Genomic DNA, 18,790 nt, shown 5'->3' on the forward strand with positions numbered 1-18,790 from the left:
GGGCGTGCTCAAACCGCGGCACGCTCGCCGGCTGCGGCGAGTTCGTGGTGATAGCGGCCGGTATGCAGCGACGACGGGCCGAGCCGCGCGTACTTGAACATCAGCTTGATCTCGATGACGAACAGTGCCGTGTAGAACGCGATGAAACCGGCGAGGCTCAGGTACAGGTCCGTCGACGTCAGGCTGGACGCGGACAGATGCGTCGGCAGGATGCCCGCGATCGTCCACGGCTGGCGACCGAGCTCGGCGACGACCCAGCCGAATTCCGCGGCGAGCCACGGCAGCGGGATCGCCCACACCGCATAGCGCAGGAACCAGCGGCGGTTGTCCTGCAGCAGCTCGCGGCGCGCGCAGAACCAGAACGCGGCGACGAAGGTCGCGAGGAACAGGAAGCCGAGGAACACCATGATCCGGAACGAGAAGAACACGGGCGCGACCGGCGGAATGGTCTTCTTCGCGGCGGCCTTGATCTGATCCGGCGTCGCATCGGTCACGTTCGGCGTGAACTGCTTGAGCATCAACCCGTAGCCGAGATACTGCTTGTGCTGGTCGAACAATGCGCGGGTCGCGTCGCTCGTGTCGCCCTGCTTGATCTTCTGCAATGCGCCGTACGCGACCATCCCGCTCTGGATGTGCTCCTCGCTGCGCTTCGCGAGCTCGCGCAGGCCGATCACCGGCTCGTCGATCGAGCGCGTCGCGATCAGGCCGAGCGCGTACGGGATCTTGATCGCGTAGTCGGTGCGCTCTTCCTTCTGGTTCGGAATGCCGATCAGCGTGAACGACGCCGGCGCCGGCTGGGTTTCCCATTCCGATTCGATCGCGGCGAGCTTCATCTTCTGTACTTCGCCGGTCGTATAGCCCGACTCGTCGCCAAGCACGATCACGCAAAGCGTCGACGCGAGACCGAAGCCGGCCGCGACCGCGAACGAGCGCAGCGCGAAGTCGGTGTCGCGCTTCTTCAGCAGGTACCACGACGAGATACCGAGCACGAACATCGCGGCCGTCACGTAGCCGGCCGACACGGTGTGCACGAACTTCACCTGCGCGACCGGGTTGAACAGCACGTCGAACAGGTTCGTCAACTCCATGCGCATCGTCTGATAGTTGAACTCGGCGCCGACCGGGTTGTTCATCCAGCCGTTCGCGACGAGGATCCACAGCGCGGACAGGTTCGAGCCCAGCGCGACGAGGAACGTGACCATCAGGTGCTTGACCTTCGACAGACGGTTCCAGCCGAAGAAGAACAGGCCGACGAACGTCGATTCGAGGAAGAACGCCATCAGGCCCTCGACCGCGAGCGGCACGCCGAAGATGTCGCCGACATAGTGCGAGTAGTACGACCAGTTCGTGCCGAACTGGAATTCGAGCGTGATGCCGGTCGTCACGCCCATCGCGAAGTTGATCCCGAACAACTTGCCCCAGAACTGCGTCATGTCCTTGTAGACCTGTTTGCCGGTCATCACGTAGACGGCTTCCATGATGACGAGCAGCCAGGACAGGCCGAGCGTCAGCGGCACGAACAGGAAGTGGTAGAGCGCCGTGATGCCGAACTGCAGACGCGACAGATCGACGACTTCGCTACTTATCATGGTGGTCTCCCTCGGTAGATGCAGGCGCCGGCACCGAGAGCAGCTTCTCGGCGACGACGGCAGGCGGCAGCGACATGTGCTCGGCCTGCGGATGATTGAAGAATGCGTATTTGAGCGACATCAGGAGGATCAGCTTGACGATCAGCACCAGCGTGATGTCGCGCATGAGGGTCGGCCCGCGCGCCCACGCGGCGATGCGTGCGCGCCAGCCGCTGCCTGTGGCCTGCGGGGGACGCGGCGCAGGCGCTTTATTGATCGAGATCAAGGTGATTATCCTGAATCGATTTACATCGGTTTTGGGGCGACTTTACGTCGGATTTATGACGGCAGTTAAGCTGTTTTAATCCTTTTGAGCCGACATGCCAATTTTAAAATGCCGGCTTTCCGATGCCGAGTGCGGCGATGCGGCAGACCGTCGCGAAGCGCGTGCCGAAACTTGAGGCAGATCAAGGTTATGCGGAAGGGGCCGGAATTCGCCCGATACCCGATCAACAAGGTCGATTAATCAGACACGATCGAGGCTAAAAACGACAGACGAAAAAAAACCGCTGCCGGGCGGGCAGCGGTTTTGGGTGAAGCGCTCTAAATTGCGGATTCAGGCGTATTCGGCAAGTGCGGTGCGCATCTTCTTCATGGCGCTCGCTTCGATCTGGCGGATGCGTTCCGCCGATACGCCGAACTCGGCCGCGAGATCGTGCAGCGTCGAGCCGCCCGAGCCGTCGTCGTCGACGTTCAGCCAGCGCGCCTCGATGATCCGGCGGCTGCGGGCGTCGAGCGCCTCGAGCGCCTGCGCGATGCCGTCCGTCTGCAGCATGTCGCGCTGACGCGCGGCGAGCACGGCGGTTGGCTCGTTGTGCGAATCGGCCAGGTAGGCGATCGGCGCGTACGACTCCTCGCCGTCTTCCACTTGGCCCTCGAGTGCGATGTCGCCGCCCGACAGGCGCGTTTCCATTTCGGTCACGTCTTCGCGCTTGACGTTGAGCTCCTGCGCGAGGCCGTCGATTTCCTCGGGCGTCATCGCCTGCATGCTCTTCTTGTGGCTGCGCAGGTTGAAGAACAGCTTGCGCTGCGCCTTCGTCGTCGCGACCTTCACCATCCGCCAGTTGCGCAGGATGTACTCGTGGATCTCGGCCTTGATCCAGTGGATCGCGTACGACACCAGACGCACGTTTTGCGCCGGGTCGAAACGCTTCACCGCCTTCATCAGGCCGATGTTGCCTTCCTGGATCAGGTCGCCGTGCGGCAGGCCGTAGCCGAGATAGTTGCGCGCGATCGACACGACGAGCCGCAGGTGCGACAGCACGAGGCGGCGTGCCGAGTCGAGGTTGTTGTCTTCGCGGAATTCGGTCGCGTACTGGCGTTCCTCTTCGGCGCTCAGCAGCGGGATCCGGTTGACGGCCTGGATATACGCGTCGATGTTGCCAAGCTGGCCCGGCAACATCGATTGAGTCGCGAGCGCCAGCGAGCCTGCCGATTCGGCCTTGGCCGGCGTCGGGCTCAGGGTATTCGGAAGGGTCAGGGCGTGGCTCACTAAAAAACTCCTTTGGAATCAGGGACAAACCCCTGGTCTCGGATGAGATTCCGGGGCCCATCTTAGCACTCCCGTAATCCGAGTGCTAATTCCTTAGAGGGCACGGGGGCATCCGAGTTCCCAGTTTTCTATCGAACTTGTCGAGTCGATAGTCTAATTTGCGACCGGGCTGGCGGAGGGAAGTTCCGTAAGCCATTGTTTCTGATGGTAATCAGTAGACGATTTCGATTTTTGTAGTTTTGGAAGCAAACAATTTCGCTTCGCGATGCCGATCCGAAAAGTCCTTTACCATACCATTCAGTTCGCTCGGGCCCGGCCGCTGCGGCAAGGCTCCATTCAACCCACAAAGTTGGAGTGTCAGATGAACAATAAGAAGAATCGCCGGCCCCATAGTCGGCTTGCGCTGCACGCGTTGCTGGCGGCGTCGCTGCTGGGCGGATCGGGTGCCGCGTTCGCGGATCGATGGGGAATCCAGGCCGGCGGCGGGTTTTCCGATCGCCACGGGATCGACAAGGGCGATCTCGGCGTCGTATGGGATCCGGGCTGGAACTGGTGGGAAATCGGCGGCTGGCACTTCGCGTTCGTGGTGGAAGGGCACGCCGGCTACTGGCATACGGGCGGCAATGTTCATGGCAGCATCGGCGAATTCGGCGCGCAGCCGATGTTCCGCTTCATCAAGAGCGCGGGCCAGGTGCGTCCGTTCATCGAGGCCGGTGCCGGCATCCGCTTCCTGACTTCCCCGACGATCTCCAACAATCTGTCGCTGGCGACGTCGTTCCAGTTCGTGGACGTCGCCGGCGTTGGCGCCCAGTTCGGAGAACGGCAACAGTATCAGGTCGGTTACCGTTTTCAACATGTGTCTAACGCGGGTATCAAAGAGCCGAATCCTGGTATAAATTTCCACCAGTTCTACGTGCAGTACAACTTCTGATCCGCACGCCGGCGCACGGCGGGCGCGTTGCCGAGGAGTCAGGCGATGGCGAAGGTGGTCGATGCGGTTCGCGCGCTCGAGCGCGATCGGTTCCGGGCGATGGTCGACGGAGACGGCGAGGCGCTCGACGCGCAATTGTCGGACAAGGTGTTCTTCGTGCACACCAACGGCAAACGCGAAACCAAGCAGCAGTTCATCGACGCCATCGTCGCCGGCCGCCGCCGCTATCGCCAGATCGAAATCCAGTCGCAGGACCTGCTGCCCGTCGGCGACGCGACCTGCGTCGTCACCGGGCGCGCGTTGATCGAGATGGAAACGAACAACGGCGGGCTGGTGTTTCCGATCGCCTATACGGCCGTCCACACGCATGAGCAGGGCCACTGGCGCCTGCTCGCGTGGCAGGCGACGCGGTGCGCGACCGAGACATGAGCGCGCCTGGCGCTCCTTTTCATGTCCCGACCGAAGCGGCCTTCTGGGCCGCTTTTCATTGGCCCGTGCGGCGCGGATCGCGCGGCGCACGGGCGGTCACGCACCGCTCGCTGACGTTCGAACCCTGAAGCGAAGCCTGCCGTCAGGCCGCCGCACGGCGGTCGGCGCAATGCCAGGCCGAGCGGTTGATCGCGCTGACGACCGCATCGAGCGCGGCGCTCGCCGCGTCGTCGTGCACCCCGACACCATGCCGCAGCGGCGCGTCGCCGACCCGGCAGCCGACCGATACCGCGATCCGGCCGTCCGTCGTGCGCGCGTGCTCGCACGAGGCGACGTCGATCGTCGCGCCGGCTGCCGTCGCGAAGGCCGCGGCCATGCGCTGCACGGCGTCTTCGGGCGTCGCATCGGCCGGCGGCGCGCTCGCGATGTCGCGGTTCTGCCAGCGCGCCCCGTTGCCGTGGCGCGCGGCCGGGCCGTCGGTCTCGAAGAATTCGCGCGCGAACAGCGCACAGATCGCGTCGCCGGTCACTTCCTCGCCGGATGCGTCGGCGAGCGTCTGCACCGCGTGGCTGAATTCGATCTGCACGCGGCGCGTCGGCGTGAAGCCCATCCCGCGTTCGAGCAGGAACGTCGCGCCGCCCTTGCCGGACTGGCTGTTCACGCGGATCACCGCGTCATAGCTGCGGCCGAGGTCGGCCGGGTCGATCGGCAGGTACGGCACTTCCCACACCGCGTCCGGGCGCTGCTGCGCGAAGCCCTTGCGGATCGCGTCCTGGTGCGAGCCGGAGAACGCGGTGAACACGAGGTCGCCCGCGTACGGATGGCGCGGATGCACCGGAATCTGGTTGCAGCGCTCGACCACGCGGCGCACCGCGTCGATGTCGGAGAAATCGAGGCCCGGGTCGATACCCTGCGTATAGAGGTTCAGCGCGAGCGTGACGAGGTCGACGTTGCCGGTGCGCTCGCCGTTGCCGAACAGGCAGCCCTCGATGCGGTCGGCGCCCGCGAGCAGCGCGAGTTCGGCGGCGGCGACCGCGGTGCCGCGATCGTTGTGCGGATGCACGGACAGCACGATGCTGTCGCGATACGCGAGGTTGCGGTCCATCCACTCGATCTGGTCGGCGAACACGTTCGGGCTCGCGGCTTCGACGGTCGCCGGCAGGTTGACGATCATCTTGTGATCGCGGGTCGGACGCCACGCCTGCGCGACCGCGTCGCATACTTCGCGCGCGAACGTCAGCTCGGTCATGCTGAAGGTTTCAGGAGAGTACTGATAGGTCCAGTGCGTGTCCCGGCGGGCCGCCGCGTGTTCCTTGATGAGTCGCGTGCCCTCGACCGCGAGCGCCTTCACGTCGTCCTTCGACATCCCGAACACGATGCGCCGGAACGACGGGCAGATCGCGTTGTACAGGTGCACGATCGCGCGCGGCACGCCGTCGAGCGCGTCGAAGGTGCGCGCGATCAGGTCTTCGCGCGACTGCACGAGCACTTCGATCGTCACGTCGTCGGGGATCCGCTTCTCGTCGATCAGCTTGCGGACGAAATCGAAGTCGGTCTGCGACGCCGACGGAAACCCGACTTCGATCTCCTTGAAACCGATCGCGACCAGCATGTCGAAGAACTCCAGCTTCTGTTCGATGCTCATCGGCTCGATCAGCGACTGGTTGCCGTCGCGCAGGTCGGTGCTCATCCAGACCGGCGCACGCTCGATGGTGCGGGTCGGCCAGCGGCGGCCATTGATGCGGACGGGTTCGAACGGACGATACTTGTCTTGCGGGTTGCGCTTCATCTTCTGGACCTCGGGTCTCAAGTCGCGAGCGAAGACGGGCGGCATGGGCGACGGTAGGCGCTGCCTCGCACCGTGGCGCCGGAAACGCGCTGCGGATGCGGATGATCTTCGCGAATCGACCGACGGATAGACGGACGAATGCTGACGACTTCGGGTTGTAAAAACTGCGAGAAGGGTGCTGCGAGGAACTGCAGGGAGGGACCGTGCGGACAGCACACGGCGCTAAGACAGCCTTAGGCTAGTCGTAGCGATAGCGACCGCGCTAGGCGGCCGGAGGTAATTCGGAGGGTGTTCGGAAAGGAACGCATGGCGACAACTCTATGCCAGGATGCGGGTGCGTGTCAAATGGTCGGTTGAAAAGGCCGGCGCGACAGCACGCCGGCCCGGGATGCCGGTCAGGGTGCGATCCGGGCGATCCGCACGATCGTGTCGACCTGCCGCGCAAGCGCGTCCGGCACCGGAACTTCGCCGCGCAGCACGGCGTCCGTCCACGCGGCCGTGGTCGCCGCGTCGCGCGATTCGGGCAGCGCGACGGGCGGTGCGTCGCTCGACGAGCGCTCGGGCTCGATCAGCGTGTCGCACATGCCGTCGTGCAGCCAGTCGACCTGCACCTGGCGCCGCGTGTCGGCCACCGCTTCGCCTTCGGTGCCGCGCGCGAGCAGCGCACCGCCGCGCGCGGCGTCCGGATGATCGCGGAACAGTTGCGCGAGGCTGTCGCGGTACGGCGGATGCGTGTAGTTGACGAGCCGCAGCCCGGCCGGCGCGAACGGCTGCAGGATCTTCACGAGCGTGTGCGTGGAGTTGCGCACGCCGAGCACGCCGCGCAGCGCCAGCAGACGCGCGATGCGCGGCGCCAGCGCGTCGATCGGCGCAAACGCGACGCGGCGCTCCGCGAGCATGTCCTCGATCGCGTCGTGCGACTTCGACGGCGCGATCGACAGCGCCGAGAAGATCTCCCCGCTCGTCACGCGGCCCGGATCGCGTTCGACGCCGTGCACGAGCACCGGCACGCCTTCGCGCGCGAGCAGCAGCGCGAGCAGCGGCACCAGGTTCGGCTGCTTGCGCGCGCCGTTGTAGCTCGGGATCGACACCGGGCGGAAGGCGGCGTCCTGCACGTGCACCGGTTCGAACGACGCCTGCGCGGCGGCGAGCATCGCGGACAGTTCGTCGGCGCTTTCGCCCTTCAGGCGATACGCGATCAGGATCGCGCCGAGTTCGACGTCCGACACGCGCGCGTCGAGCATCGCGCGATAGAGCTCGAACGTGTCTTCGGCGGACAGCGCGCGTGCGCCGTTCGGGCCGCGGCCGATTTCCTTGATGAAGCGGGCGCAGGGGAACGGCGAGGCGGCGGAGTCGTGGGGAGCGGTCATCGGGGCGTGGGGCGGGCGGCCGGCATCGGGCCGCGCGGTGAGCGGTAAGGAATGCCCCGAGTATCGCATGGGCGCGGCTCGCCCAAGCGCGGCTGCGCGCCACCGCCGCGCGGCGCGCTAAACTCGGGTTCCCGGCGGTGCCGTGCGTGCGCTGCAGGCGCCGTTACCGGCCGAATACGACCAACAGAGAGACACCCATGAAGCTTTACAGCTATTTCCGCAGTTCCGCGTCGTACCGCGTGCGGATCGCCCTGAACCTGAAGCAGCTGCCGTTCGACACGGTCCCCGTGCACATGCTGCGCGACGGCGGCGAGCAACTGAAGGACGCGTATCGCGCGGTGAATCCGGATGCCGTCGTGCCGACGCTGATCGACGGCGATGCCACGCTGCAGCAATCGCTCGCGATCATCGAATATCTCGAGGAAACGCATCCCGAACCCGCGCTGCTGCCGAAGGCGCCGGTCGACCGCGCGTATGTGCGGGCGATCGCGCTGCAGGTCGCGTGCGAGATCCATCCGCTGAACAACCTGCGCGTGCTGAAATACCTGAAGCACACGCTGAAGGTGCCGGAGGAAGCGAAGAACGAATGGTACCGGCACTGGATCGAGGCGGGTTTCGCGTCGCTCGAGACGCGCCTCGCGAGCGATCCGCGCACCGGCAAGCTGTGCTTCGGCGACACGCCGACGCTCGCCGATATCTGCATCGTGCCGCAGGTGTTCAACGCGAACCGTTTCTCGATCGACACGACGCGCTTTCCGACGATCCAGCGGATCGCAGATCATGCGTCGACGCTCGATGCGTTCAAGGCCGCCGAGCCTGGCGTGCAGCCCGACGCCGAATGACATCGAATGACGTCGCGGGGCCGCCGGCTTCCGGCTGACGGCTTCCGGCCGCGCATGTAAAAAGGGCGCCCGAAGGCGCCCCGTGCGATGCGGGCCGGCGGCGTTCAGCCGAGCAGCGCGTCCGCGAATTCCACTGCGTTGAACGGCTGCAGGTCCTCGACCTTCTCGCCGACGCCGATGAAGTAGACGGGCACCGGGCGCTGCCGCGCGATCGCGGCGAGGATCCCGCCCTTGGCGGTGCCGTCGAGCTTCGTGACGATCAGGCCCGTGAGGCCGAGCGCTTCGTCGAAGGCCTTCACCTGCGTGAGCGCGTTCTGGCCCGTGTTCGCGTCGATCACGAGCAGCACCTCGTGCGGCGCGCCGTCGTGCGCCTTCGAGATCACGCGCTTCACCTTCTTCAGCTCTTCCATCAGGTGCAGCTGCGTCGGCAGGCGGCCGGCCGTGTCGGCCATCATCACGTCGATCTTGCGGGCGCGCGCGGCGCTGACCGCGTCGAAGATCACCGCGGCCGGATCGCCGCTTTCCTGCTGGACGACCGTCACGTTGTTGCGCTCGCCCCAGACCGCCAGCTGTTCGCGCGCGGCCGCGCGGAACGTGTCGCCCGCGGCCAGCAGCACCGACTGGTCGAAGCTCTGCAGGTGCTTCGCGAGCTTGCCGATGCTGGTGGTCTTGCCCGCGCCGTTCACGCCCGTGATCATCATCACGAGCGGTTGCGCGCGACCGAGCATCAGCGACTTCTCGAGCGGCGTCAGCAGTTCGACGAGCAGGTCGTGCAGCGCGCCCTTCACCTGCTGCGGATCGGTCAGCCGGCCCGCGCGCACCTTCTCGCGCAGCGCGCCGAGCAGGTACTCGGTCGCGTCGACGCCGGCGTCGGACATCAGCAGCGCGGCTTCGAGCTCCTCGTACAGATCCTCGTCGATCTTCGTGTTGACGAACACGCCGGTGATGCTCGAGCCCGTCTTCGCGAGCCCCGACTTCAGGCGCGCGAGCCACGACTTCTTCGCGGACGCGTCCTGCGTCGGCGGCGGCACGATCTCGACCGCCTCGACGACTTCGTCGCTGCCGTCGTTGGTCGGCGTGACCGTCATCACGACGGCCGGCGCGGCCTGTCGCGGTTGCGCGGGCGCTTGCGGTGCTTCGACCGCCCGGCGGGGCTCGGGGGCGGGCGCGGGCGCGTCGGACGGCTCGTCCGGTTGCGGCGCGTCGGCTGATTGCGATTCCGCGGAGTCGGGCTCCTGCGTTTTCTTGAATCGTTTGAAGAAGCTGAACATGGTCTGACGTCGGGAAGAGGGCGGGGCGCCGCCAGGGCGGAGCGCCGGAGAGGCCGGCGCGCGTGCGCACGACGGCCGAAACCGTGCATTTTATCAGTGCGGCGAGGCACTCGCGTCAGTCGGTGCCGCCGCTGTGGTAACGTGCGCCTGTTTGGCGGTGCGCCCGCGTGCGCACCCGTTCCCTCCGTTGTCGATATTCCGTATGTCCCGTTCCTCTTCCGGCCGCCCGGCGGCCCCCGCCGGCCGCGGCAAGCCGCACACGATCCGCATCATCGGCGGTGACTGGAAACGCACGCCGCTCGCCGTGCTCGATCTCGACGGCCTGCGGCCGACGCCCGATCGCGTGCGCGAGACCCTGTTCAACTGGCTCGGCCAGGATCTCGAAGGCCGGCGCTGCCTCGACCTGTTCGCGGGCACCGGCGCGCTCGGCTTCGAGGCCGCGTCGCGCGGCGCGACGAGCGTCGTGATGGTCGAGCGCCACCCGCGCGCGGCGCAGCAGCTGCGCGCGATCAAGGACAAGCTCGGCGCACGCTCGGTCGAGGTCGCGGAAGCCGACGCGCTGCGGCTCGCGGCCGGGCTGACCCCGGGCGCGTTCGACGTCGTGTTCCTCGATCCGCCGTTCGGCGAGCCGGCCGTGCTCGACCGCTCGATCGCGCTGGCGGCGCCGCTCGTCTCGCCGGATGGTGCGCTGTACGTCGAAACGGGGGCGGAGCTCGACCCGGCCGCGCACGACGCACTGGCCGGCTGGCAGATGGTGAAGCACGGCAAGGCCGGTGCGGTTCACTATCATTTGCTGCGGCGCGAAAATGATGAATAATGCGCGTTCCATACGAGGCGGCGCGCGGCAAAGGCGACGCATGCCCATCTCGGCAGTGGCGTGCGCGTCGCACGGCTGCCACCCCGTTTGCGTGATGACAGGAGGAGCGACATGGTAGTCGCCGTGTATCCCGGTACGTTCGATCCGCTGACGCGCGGGCACGAAGACCTCGTGCGGCGTGCGTCGAGCATTTTTGATACGCTGGTGGTGGGTGTCGCCGACAGCCGCGCGAAGAAGCCGTTCTTCTCGCTGGAAGAACGTCTGACGATTGCGAACGAGGTGCTCGGTCATTATCCGAACGTGAAGGTCATGAGTTTCACGGGCCTCCTGAAGGATTTCGTCCGCATCAACAACGCGCGCGTGATCGTGCGCGGCCTGCGTGCCGTGTCCGATTTCGAATACGAGTTCCAGATGGCGGGGATGAACCGCTATCTGTTGCCCGACGTCGAGACGATGTTCATGACGCCGTCCGATCAGTACCAGTTCATCTCGGGGACGATCGTGCGCGAAATCGCGCAGTTGGGCGGCGATGTCAGCAAGTTCGTGTTCCCGTCCGTCGAGAAGTGGCTGACCGAGAAAGTCACTGCGATGGGAGGCCCGGCCGCGTGACGCGGCGCCGGCCGGTTTCGTCGTGAAGCCGGCCGCCGGCCTGAAGAAGTGAGATCAGTATGTCTTTGATGATTACCGACGAGTGCATCAATTGCGACGTGTGCGAGCCCGAGTGCCCGAACGGCGCGATTTCGATGGGCCCGGATATCTACGTGATCGACCCGAACAAGTGCACCGAGTGCGTCGGCCATTTCGACGAGCCGCAGTGCCAGCAGGTGTGTCCGGTCGAATGCATTCCGCGCGATCCGCAGCACGACGAATCGCACGCGCAGTTGATGGCGAAGTATCACGCGTTGACCGCCGCGAAGGGCGACGACGTGCGGTGACGCCCTGCTGACGTCGCGCGTCTCGACGTCACGATTTCCTCGGCCGGCGCCGTTCGGCGCCGGTTCCGTTTCAGCTTCCGCTACCGTTTCAGCCGATCAGCTCGCGCAATGCCGCGACGAGCGCGTCGCATTCGGCGTCGGTACCGACGGTGATGCGCAAGTGCTGGTCGATGCGCGGCGCCCGGAAGTGCCGCACGAAAATTTCCCGATCCTTTAGCTGTGCCGCGATCGTGCCCGCATCGTGCGCGGGATGGCGCGCGAACACGAAGTTCGCGGCCGACGGCACGACGTCGAAACCGAGCGCCTCGAGCGCGTGCGTGAGCCGCGTGCGGCTGTCGATCACGCGCCGGCAGGTCGCGCCGAAATAGTCGGTATCTTCGTATGCCGCCTGCGCCGCGGCCTGCGCGAGCCGGTCGAGCGGATAGGAATTGAAGCTGTCCTTCACGCGGTTCAGTGCGTCGATCAACGCGGCATCGCCAAACGCGAAGCCGACGCGCATGCCCGCGAGCGAGCGCGCCTTCGACGTCGTGTGCACGACGAGCAGGTTCGGATGGCGGTCGATCAGCGTGATCGCGGATTGCGCGCCGAAATCGACATACGCCTCGTCTATCAGCACGACAGACGACGGGTTCGCGGCCGCGATCCGCTCGATGTCCGCGAGCGGCAGCGCGCGCCCGGTCGGCGCGTTCGGGTTCGGGAACAGCACGCCGCCCGCGTCGTCGAGATAGTCTTCGACCCGGATCGAGAAGTCGTCCGCGAGCGGCACGATCGCAGTCTCTACGCCATACAGGCGCGCGTAGGTCGGGTAGAAGCTGTACGAGATGTCGGGAAAGCGCAGCGGCCGGTCATGCTTGAGCAGGGCCTGGAATGCGTGCGCGAGCACTTCGTCGGAGCCGTTGCCGACGAAGACCTGTTCGGGCTTGATGCGGTGATGGGCCGCTACCGTCTCGCGCAGTGCGCGCGCGAGCGGATCGGGGTAGCGGCGCAGTGTGTCGCCGGTATCGCCGAGTTCGCGTGCGATCGCCGCGACGACGCGCGGCGAAGGCGGATAGGGATTCTCGTTGGTGTTCAGCTTGACGGGGTGTGCGAGCGCGGGCTGTTCGCCCGGCACGTAAGGCACGAGTTGCTGAACGACGTCGCTCCAGTAACGGCTCACCGCTTGGCTCCTGACGGGCAAAAACGACCAGATTACCGCATGTGGGCGTTGCAGTGCGCAATTGCGCGGCAGGACGGGGCTGCCCGGCGCAACCGGGCGGCACATTGCACCGCACCGGTGCAGCGCGGGTTCAGTTGCGATGCAGCTGCATCGTCGCGCGGTCGAGTTCGCCCTTGACGACCATCGGCATCACGGCGAGCGCGCGTTCGATCGATGCGTCGATCACGTCCTGCTCCTCGCGGCGCGGCGGCTTCAGCACGAAGTTCGCGACGTCGGGTTTCGCGCCGGCGCGCGCGCCTTCCGGAATCAGGTCGCGCGGATGGCCGATGCCGATGCGCAGGCGCCAGTACTGTTGCGACGACAGATGCGCGGAGATGTCCTTCAGGCCGTTGTGGCCGCCGCTGCCGCCGCCGAGCTTCAGCTTCACGGTGCCGGGCGGCAGATCGAGTTCGTCGTGGGCGACGAGGATCTGGTCGGGCAGGATCTTGAAGAAATTCGCGAGCGCGACGACTGACTGGCCGGAGCGGTTCATGTAGGTTTGCGGCTCCAGCAGGTGGACTTCCTCGCCGTGCAGGCGCGCTTTTGCGTAGAAGCCGTGAAAGCGGCGCTCGTCGCGCAGCGTCGTGCCGGCTTCGCGGGCGAGCTGGTCGATCAGCCAGAAGCCGGCGTTGTGGCGCGTCGCGGTGTATTCCGCCCCGGGATTGCCGAGGCCGACGATCAGTTTGATCATGACGTTTCGTAGGCGGCAGCGCCCGCCTGGGCGCAGAAAAAGAAAAACCCGCCGGGCAAGCCGCGGCGGGTTGCATCGACCGTTTCGCGAAACGGATCGAATGGCGCGTGGGCAGCCGCTTAGGCAGCCGGCGTTTCGCCTTCGCCTGCTGCGTCCGACACGGCACCAGCCGGGACCGTCGCCGATGCGACAACCGGGTTTTCCGCGTCGACGTGCGCGACCAGCGTCACGCCCTTCGGCAGTGCGATGTCCTTCGCGTGCAGCGACTGACCTGCTTCGATCTTCGACAGATCGACTTCGAGGAATTCCGGCAGAGCCGACGGCAGGCACTCGACTTCGATTTCCGTCGCGACGTGCGAGACGATTGCGCTCGACAGCTTCACTGCCGGGCTGACTTCAGCGTTCAGGAAGTGCAGCGGCACCTTCGTGTGCAGCTTCTTCTTCGCGTCGACGCGCTGGAAGTCCACGTGCAGCACGAGTTGCTTGAACGGGTGGTATTGCACGTCGCGCAGCAGAACCTGTTGCGACTGGCCAGCGACTTCCAGGTCGAGGATCGACGAGTGGAAGGCTTCCTTCTTCAGGGCGTGCCACAGCGCGTTGTGATCCAGTTCGATCTTTTGCGGGGCTGCTTCGCCACCGTAGACGATACCCGTGGTCTTACCGGCGTTGCGCAGGCGGCGGCTCGCACCCGTACCTTGCTGTTGGCGCTCGAAAGCGACGACTTTCATGTGATTCTCCATTTGCTGCCCGCGACCAGGCAGTAAAACGGGGCCGGCGAAATGGCGGCCCCCGATGAAACGGACGGGGTTTCGTCTATCCCGTCCGATTGTGCAAAAAGCGAAGCGTTGCCGCTTCGCTTTCTGCGCATGCTATATCGTGTCGTTCCGCGATCAGGATTCCGCGAACAGCGACATCACCGAGTCGCCGCGGCGAATCCGCGAGAACGTTTCTGCCAGCAGGCTCGCGCTCGTCAGCGAGCGGATCTTCGAGCAGGACAGCGACTCGGCCGACAGCGGGATCGTATCGGTGACGACCAGCTCGTCGAGTGCCGATGCGGCGATACGCTCGGCGGCACCACCCGACAGAACGGGGTGCGTCGCGTACGCGAACACCTGCTTCGCACCGCGATCCTTCAGCACTTGCGCGGCCTTGCAGAGCGTGCCGGCCGTATCGACCATGTCGTCCATGATCACGCAGGTGCGGCCTTCGACTTCACCGATGATGTTCATCACTTCGGCGACGTTCGCCTTCGGGCGACGCTTGTCGATGATCGCGAGATCGCAGTTGAGTTGCTTCGCGAGTGCCCGGGCGCGGACCACGCCGCCGACGTCCGGCGACACGACGAGCAGATCCGAGTAGTTCTGCTTGCGCAGGTCACCCAGCAGGATCGGCGTTGCGTAGATGTTGTCGACCGGGATGTCGAAGAAGCCTTGAATTTGGTCGGCGTGCAGATCCATCGTGATGATCCGCTCGACGCCGGCGATTTCCAGCATGTTCGCGACGATCTTCGCCGAGATCGCGACGCGCGCCGAACGCGGGCGGCGGTCCTGGCGGGCATAGCCGAAGTAGGGGATGGCAGCGGTGATCCGGCCGGCGGATGCGCGCTTGAGCGCATCGACCATGATCATCAGTTCCATCAGGTTGTCGTTGGCCGGCGCGCACGTGGATTGCAGGACGAAGACGTCCTTGCCGCGCACGTTTTCCTGGATCTCGACCTGGATCTCACCGTCGGAGAAACGGCTGACCATTGCTTTGCCGAGGGGGATTCCAAGGATATTGACGACTTCCTGGGCGAGCGCGGGATTCGCGTTGCCAGTAAAGACCATCAAGCCATCATGGCTGTGGCTGCTCATCGTGCACCTGCTTCAGGCTTAGGCGGGAAATGCGGGAAAATTTTTGGCAGGGGAGGAAGGACTCGAACCCTCGCATGCCGGAATCAAAATCCGGTGCCTTGACCAACTTGGCGACTCCCCTACACTCAACTGATAACTTCACCGGACTTGTAGGCCATCCGGCAAAGCAAAACTTCATGACGCGAAAGCGAAGAGCGGATGCTCGTTCAGGCTCTCGGCAACTGCACCGTTCCAACCGGTGGGCAGCCTGGCTTGCGCCGCTTCTGCCTCGTGCTTGCTATGAAACGCTGCAAACACGCTTGCTCCGGAGCCGGTCATCCTCGCGGGGGTCACATTATACAACCATTTGACCACCTGCGCAACTTCCGCGTACTTACTTGTCACAACTTGCTGCATATCGTTCCGGCCGAAGCTATCTGGCCATCCCGCATCGCTGTTTTGCTGTGCAAGAAAGTCTGTAATTGTGACTCGCTTTGTATCTCTTGTCAACAACTCGTCTGAAAAAATTTCAGCGGTGGGGACATGAACTCGCGGCGTCACAACCAAAAACCAGCGAGTCGGCAATTCTACCTCAGCTAATTCTTCTCCGATACCCTCTGCGAACGCATTTTTTCCAAAAACAAAAAACGGAACGTCGGCACCGAGTTTCACCGCGAGCGACTGGAGTTCCGCGCGCGGCAGGTTCAGTTGCCACAGACGGTTCAGCGCGAGCAGCGTCGTTGCCGCATCGGAGCTGCCGCCGCCGAGGCCCGCGCCCATCGGCAGGCGCTTGTCGATCTCGATGTCGACGCCGGCCGCGGTGCCCGTGTGCGTTTTCAGCAGGTTGGCCGCGCGCACGACGAGATCGCTTTCCTCGGGCACGCCCGGCACGTCGGTGACGCGTGCGACGCGACCGTCGTCGCGCAGCGTGAAATGCAGCGTGTCGCCCCAGTTCAGCAGCTGGAACACGCTCTGCAGATCGTGATAGCCGTTCGGGCGGCGGCCGGTGATGTGCAGGAACAGGTTGAGTTTCGCGGGCGCAAGGCAGTTGCGCAGCGAGCGGATCGAATCGGTCATGCGTATGTCGGGGCTAGGTTCACGTGCTTACTGGTCGAGCACGAGCTTGATGTCGAGCGGCGGCGTCGCGCGCACGAGGTTGACGCGTTTGACGCCCGTGGCCGGTGCGTCCGCGTAGGCGAGATAGTCGATCGTCCAGCCGTCCTGGCGGATCTGCTTGACGTGCGTCGTGTCGGCCGGGTCGCGCACCGTCTGCGCGGGCGTCGCGGGCGCGGGCGTCGGCAGCAGCCAGTAGCGCAGGCCCGCCAGCGGCAGCGAGAAGCCGAGCGTGTTCTGCATCAGCTCGCCGACGTCCGTCGCGTATTGCGGCTGGCGGTTCGGCAGTTCGAGCGACGCGGCCTGCGGTGTCGATTTCACGACCGCGAGCGTCTGGCCGAGCGGGCTGCGCAGCTCCAGCGACACGTCGTCGCCGTACTCCTGCCAGTCGAAGTTGCCGTACACGTTCTGCGGTCGGCCGAGGCGATCGTTGTACTGCACCGCGAAACGGCCGTGGTACGCGTGCGTCGCGGCCGTTTGCAGCACGGCGCCCGCCGGCGCATTCGCCGCCGGCGGCGTGCTCGCGCAGCCGGCGAGCGCGAGCGCGGCGCCGGCCGCGGCCAGCGTGCGCAGCGCGCGGGAAGACAGGGAAAGCATCGGGAACATCCGCATCAGAGGCCGTTGATCTGCAGGCGCTTGAGCGTCTGCACGAGCGTGTCGTTGTCGGGCTCGAGCTTCTGCGCGGCACGCCACGCGGTGCGCGCGTCGTCCTGCGCGCCGCTCTTCCACAGCACTTCGCCGAGGTGCGCGCCGATCTCGGCGTTCGGCTGCAGCTCGTACGCGCGCCGCAGCACCTTCGCCGCGCCGGCCGCGTCGCCCATCCGGTACTTCACCCAGCCGAGGCTGTCCATGATGTACGCGTCGTTCGGCGCGAGCGACAGCGCCTTGTCGATCAGCTTGCTGGCTTCGGGCAGGCGCTGGTTGCGATCGGCCAGCGAATAGCCGAGCGCGTTGTACGCCTGCGGGTTGTCGGGCTGCGTGCGCATCAGCTCGCGCAGCTGCTTTTCCATTGCCGCGTAGTGGCCCGTCTTCTCGGCGGCCATCGCGTAGTCGTAGCGCAGGTCGGGATCGTCCGGGAAGTCCTGGACTGCCTGCGCGAGTCGCGCCTCGGCTTCCGGATAGCGCTTCGCGGTAAACAGGATCGACGCGTCGGTGCGTGCGACCACGGCCGCATCGCGCGGATCGCTGATCGGCAGGTCGTCGAGCACCTTGCGGGCCTCGTCGGTCTTGCCCTGTTTCTGCAGGAGCTGCGCGCGCGTGATCTGCGCGGGCAGGTAGTGCTGGCTCGTCTGGTCGACCTTGTCGAGCCATTGCGACGCCTGCGCGTCATTGCCCTGTTCGATCGAGATCTGCGCGAGGTAGATGTAGCCCTGGCCGACGTCGAGGTTCGGCTGCTTGTTGCCGAGCTGCACGTACTGCTTCAGGTATGCGTTCGCGTCGTCGAGTTTCTTCTGCTGGATCTTGATCAGCGCGAGCGCCATCAGCGGCGTCGGGTCCTTCGCGTCGAGCTTGCGCATCGTCTCGAACTGCTTCTGCGCGTCGTCGAGGCGGTCGTCGGCGAGGTAGAGCTGCGACAGTGCGAGGCGCGCATCGCGCGACTTCGGATTCTGCTGAACATATTTCTCGAACGACGTGATGCCGGCTGCGCGCTCGGCAGGCCCCATCTGCGACAGCATCAGCGCCGCCGGCAGATAGTCGGGGCGGATCTGCAGCGCCTGCTTCAGCGACTGCGCGGCGCCTTCCTTGTCGTCGACCGCGAGCTGCTGCCGCGCGATCGCGAGCTGCGCCTCGGGACGGTTCATGTCGTTCTTCAGCATGTCCTTCAGCACCGCGAGGCCGCCGACGCGGTCCGCGCCGCGCACCAGCAGCGCCTGCAGCGCGAGGATCGCGGGGCCGCGCGTTTCGCCGGTCGCGCGGGCCAGTTCGCGCGCGAGCATCGGCTGCGCGTCGGCCGGCTTGCCGGCGAGCACCAGCAGCGCGGCGTCGACTTGCGATGCGCGGTTCGAATCCGGTGCGTACTGGCGCCAGAGATTGGCCGCGGACAGCGCGTCGGCCGGGCTTTGCGCGCCGAGCGCGATCTCGGTCGCACGCTGCGCCATGCGCGGATCGCGCGTGTCGCGGGCGAGCGCGAGGTAGGTCTGGTAGGCCGGCGCCGGCTGGTTGCGCTGAAGCGCGACTTCGGCGGCCAGTACCTGGTAGACGATCTGGCTCGTCAGCGGCACGCCCGGGAGATTCTTCTGCTCGTCCGGCATCACGTGCTCGAACGCGCCCTGCGGCTCCGCGTCGTCCGATGCCGGATCCTGCGCGTGAGCCGGGATGGCGGTGAGGGTCCAGGCGGCGAACAGCGCGGCGCCGAGCGCACGGCGGACCGGGAAGGCACGCACGCCGCGCTCGGCGGCGGGGCGCTTCAGAAGCAGCTTCGAGGGCAGGGTCATGGAAATCCGTTCGATGTTTC

19 protein-coding genes and 1 tRNA gene are annotated in these 18,790 nt (G+C 65.8%); 6 read left to right on the forward strand and 14 right to left on the reverse strand.

Annotated elements, in window-relative coordinates; all coding sequences use genetic code 11:
* Positions 1 to 8 precede the first annotated feature (8 nt).
* The 3 genes from DIE04_RS20760 to rpoH all read right to left on the reverse strand — a co-directional run bounded on the left by DIE04_RS20760 (position 9) and on the right by rpoH (position 3,120).
* Positions 9 to 1,589 (reverse strand): cytochrome ubiquinol oxidase subunit I, encoded by a 1,581-nt coding sequence (locus DIE04_RS20760; RefSeq protein WP_044847486.1) that lies wholly within the window; start codon positions 1,587 to 1,589, stop codon positions 9 to 11.
* Positions 1,579 to 1,854 carry a cytochrome oxidase putative small subunit CydP gene (gene cydP, locus DIE04_RS20765; protein ID WP_124486518.1) on the reverse strand — a complete coding sequence of 92 codons (276 nt, stop codon included), beginning with the start codon at positions 1,852 to 1,854 and terminating at the stop codon, positions 1,579 to 1,581. Before cydP ends, DIE04_RS20760 begins: the two co-directional genes overlap by 11 nt.
* 330 nt (positions 1,855 to 2,184) lie before the next feature.
* Positions 2,185 to 3,120 carry an RNA polymerase sigma factor RpoH gene (rpoH, locus tag DIE04_RS20770; RefSeq protein ID WP_044847484.1) on the reverse strand — a complete coding sequence of 312 codons (936 nt, stop codon included), beginning with the start codon at positions 3,118 to 3,120 and terminating at the stop codon, positions 2,185 to 2,187.
* Between the two features lie 361 nt (positions 3,121 to 3,481).
* Between rpoH and DIE04_RS20775 the strand changes: the two genes are divergently transcribed.
* Together DIE04_RS20775 and DIE04_RS20780 are read left to right on the forward strand one after the other, a co-directional pair.
* Positions 3,482 to 4,051 carry an acyloxyacyl hydrolase gene (locus DIE04_RS20775; RefSeq protein WP_124520732.1) on the forward strand — a complete coding sequence of 190 codons (570 nt, stop codon included), beginning with the start codon at positions 3,482 to 3,484 and terminating at the stop codon, positions 4,049 to 4,051.
* Between the two features lie 45 nt (positions 4,052 to 4,096).
* Positions 4,097 to 4,480: a nuclear transport factor 2 family protein gene (locus DIE04_RS20780; RefSeq protein WP_124520734.1), complete on the forward strand. Its 384-nt coding sequence runs from the start codon at positions 4,097 to 4,099 to the stop codon at positions 4,478 to 4,480.
* A gap of 142 nt (positions 4,481 to 4,622) precedes the next feature.
* Here the strand turns inward: DIE04_RS20780 and leuA are convergent, their stop codons facing one another.
* Both leuA and ybiB read right to left on the reverse strand, forming a co-directional pair.
* A complete protein-coding gene (gene leuA, locus DIE04_RS20785) occupies positions 4,623 to 6,269 on the reverse strand; it encodes a 2-isopropylmalate synthase (RefSeq protein WP_124486516.1) in 1,647 nt (548 codons plus the stop codon).
* A gap of 395 nt (positions 6,270 to 6,664) precedes the next feature.
* Complete coding sequence (gene ybiB / locus DIE04_RS20790; protein WP_124520736.1) at positions 6,665 to 7,639, reverse strand: DNA-binding protein YbiB; 975 nt, start codon at positions 7,637 to 7,639, stop codon at positions 6,665 to 6,667.
* Between the two features lie 197 nt (positions 7,640 to 7,836).
* On the opposite strand from ybiB, the gene maiA reads away from it, so the two are divergent.
* The gene (gene maiA, locus DIE04_RS20795; protein WP_044847479.1) at positions 7,837 to 8,481 is read left to right on the forward strand and encodes a maleylacetoacetate isomerase; all 645 of its coding nucleotides are present in this window, start codon (positions 7,837 to 7,839) and stop codon (positions 8,479 to 8,481) included.
* A gap of 104 nt (positions 8,482 to 8,585) precedes the next feature.
* Here maiA and ftsY read toward each other — a convergent pair whose 3' ends face one another.
* Positions 8,586 to 9,752: a signal recognition particle-docking protein FtsY gene (gene ftsY, locus DIE04_RS20800; protein ID WP_124520738.1), complete on the reverse strand. Its 1,167-nt coding sequence runs from the start codon at positions 9,750 to 9,752 to the stop codon at positions 8,586 to 8,588.
* Positions 9,753 to 9,954: 202 nt separating this feature from the next.
* Between ftsY and rsmD the strand changes: the two genes are divergently transcribed.
* From rsmD to DIE04_RS20815, 3 genes are all read left to right on the forward strand, one after another.
* The gene (rsmD, locus tag DIE04_RS20805) at positions 9,955 to 10,569 is read left to right on the forward strand and encodes a 16S rRNA (guanine(966)-N(2))-methyltransferase RsmD (RefSeq protein WP_124520740.1); all 615 of its coding nucleotides are present in this window, start codon (positions 9,955 to 9,957) and stop codon (positions 10,567 to 10,569) included.
* Between the two features lie 111 nt (positions 10,570 to 10,680).
* On the forward strand, positions 10,681 to 11,178 hold the full coding sequence (gene coaD, locus DIE04_RS20810; RefSeq protein ID WP_044847476.1) for a pantetheine-phosphate adenylyltransferase: 498 nt from the start codon (positions 10,681 to 10,683) through the stop codon (positions 11,176 to 11,178).
* Between the two features lie 59 nt (positions 11,179 to 11,237).
* On the forward strand, positions 11,238 to 11,504 hold the full coding sequence (locus DIE04_RS20815) for a YfhL family 4Fe-4S dicluster ferredoxin (RefSeq protein ID WP_124520742.1): 267 nt from the start codon (positions 11,238 to 11,240) through the stop codon (positions 11,502 to 11,504).
* 88 nt (positions 11,505 to 11,592) lie between these two features.
* On the opposite strand, the gene hisC is transcribed toward DIE04_RS20815, so the two are convergent.
* From hisC to DIE04_RS20855, 8 genes are all read right to left on the reverse strand, one after another.
* Positions 11,593 to 12,660 carry a histidinol-phosphate transaminase gene (hisC, locus tag DIE04_RS20820; protein WP_124520744.1) on the reverse strand — a complete coding sequence of 356 codons (1,068 nt, stop codon included), beginning with the start codon at positions 12,658 to 12,660 and terminating at the stop codon, positions 11,593 to 11,595.
* A gap of 130 nt (positions 12,661 to 12,790) precedes the next feature.
* The gene (pth, locus tag DIE04_RS20825; RefSeq protein WP_044847473.1) at positions 12,791 to 13,390 is read right to left on the reverse strand and encodes an aminoacyl-tRNA hydrolase; all 600 of its coding nucleotides are present in this window, start codon (positions 13,388 to 13,390) and stop codon (positions 12,791 to 12,793) included.
* A 119-nt stretch (positions 13,391 to 13,509) separates the two neighbouring features.
* Complete coding sequence (locus DIE04_RS20830) at positions 13,510 to 14,118, reverse strand: 50S ribosomal protein L25/general stress protein Ctc (RefSeq protein ID WP_044847489.1); 609 nt, start codon at positions 14,116 to 14,118, stop codon at positions 13,510 to 13,512.
* Between the two features lie 162 nt (positions 14,119 to 14,280).
* Positions 14,281 to 15,243, reverse strand: coding sequence for a ribose-phosphate pyrophosphokinase (locus DIE04_RS20835; protein WP_044847472.1), 963 nt, complete (start codon positions 15,241 to 15,243; stop codon positions 14,281 to 14,283).
* Positions 15,244 to 15,287: 44 nt separating this feature from the next.
* Positions 15,288 to 15,364: transfer RNA gene (locus DIE04_RS20840), tRNA-Gln, on the reverse strand.
* A gap of 53 nt (positions 15,365 to 15,417) precedes the next feature.
* Positions 15,418 to 16,299 (reverse strand): 4-(cytidine 5'-diphospho)-2-C-methyl-D-erythritol kinase, encoded by an 882-nt coding sequence (ispE, locus tag DIE04_RS20845; protein WP_124520746.1) that lies wholly within the window; start codon positions 16,297 to 16,299, stop codon positions 15,418 to 15,420.
* A 27-nt stretch (positions 16,300 to 16,326) separates the two neighbouring features.
* Entirely contained in the window at positions 16,327 to 16,947 is a 621-nt protein-coding gene (gene lolB, locus DIE04_RS20850) for a lipoprotein insertase outer membrane protein LolB (protein WP_124486509.1), read from the reverse strand.
* Entirely contained in the window at positions 16,947 to 18,770 is a 1,824-nt protein-coding gene (locus tag DIE04_RS20855) for a tetratricopeptide repeat protein (protein WP_124486508.1), read from the reverse strand. The genes lolB and DIE04_RS20855 overlap by 1 nt, the downstream gene beginning before the upstream one ends.
* Positions 18,771 to 18,790: the final 20 nt, after the last annotated feature.

Origin of the sequence: Burkholderia sp. Bp8994 (assembly GCF_003853805.1) — a bacterium.
In the GTDB taxonomy this organism is placed as follows: domain Bacteria; phylum Pseudomonadota; class Gammaproteobacteria; order Burkholderiales; family Burkholderiaceae; genus Burkholderia.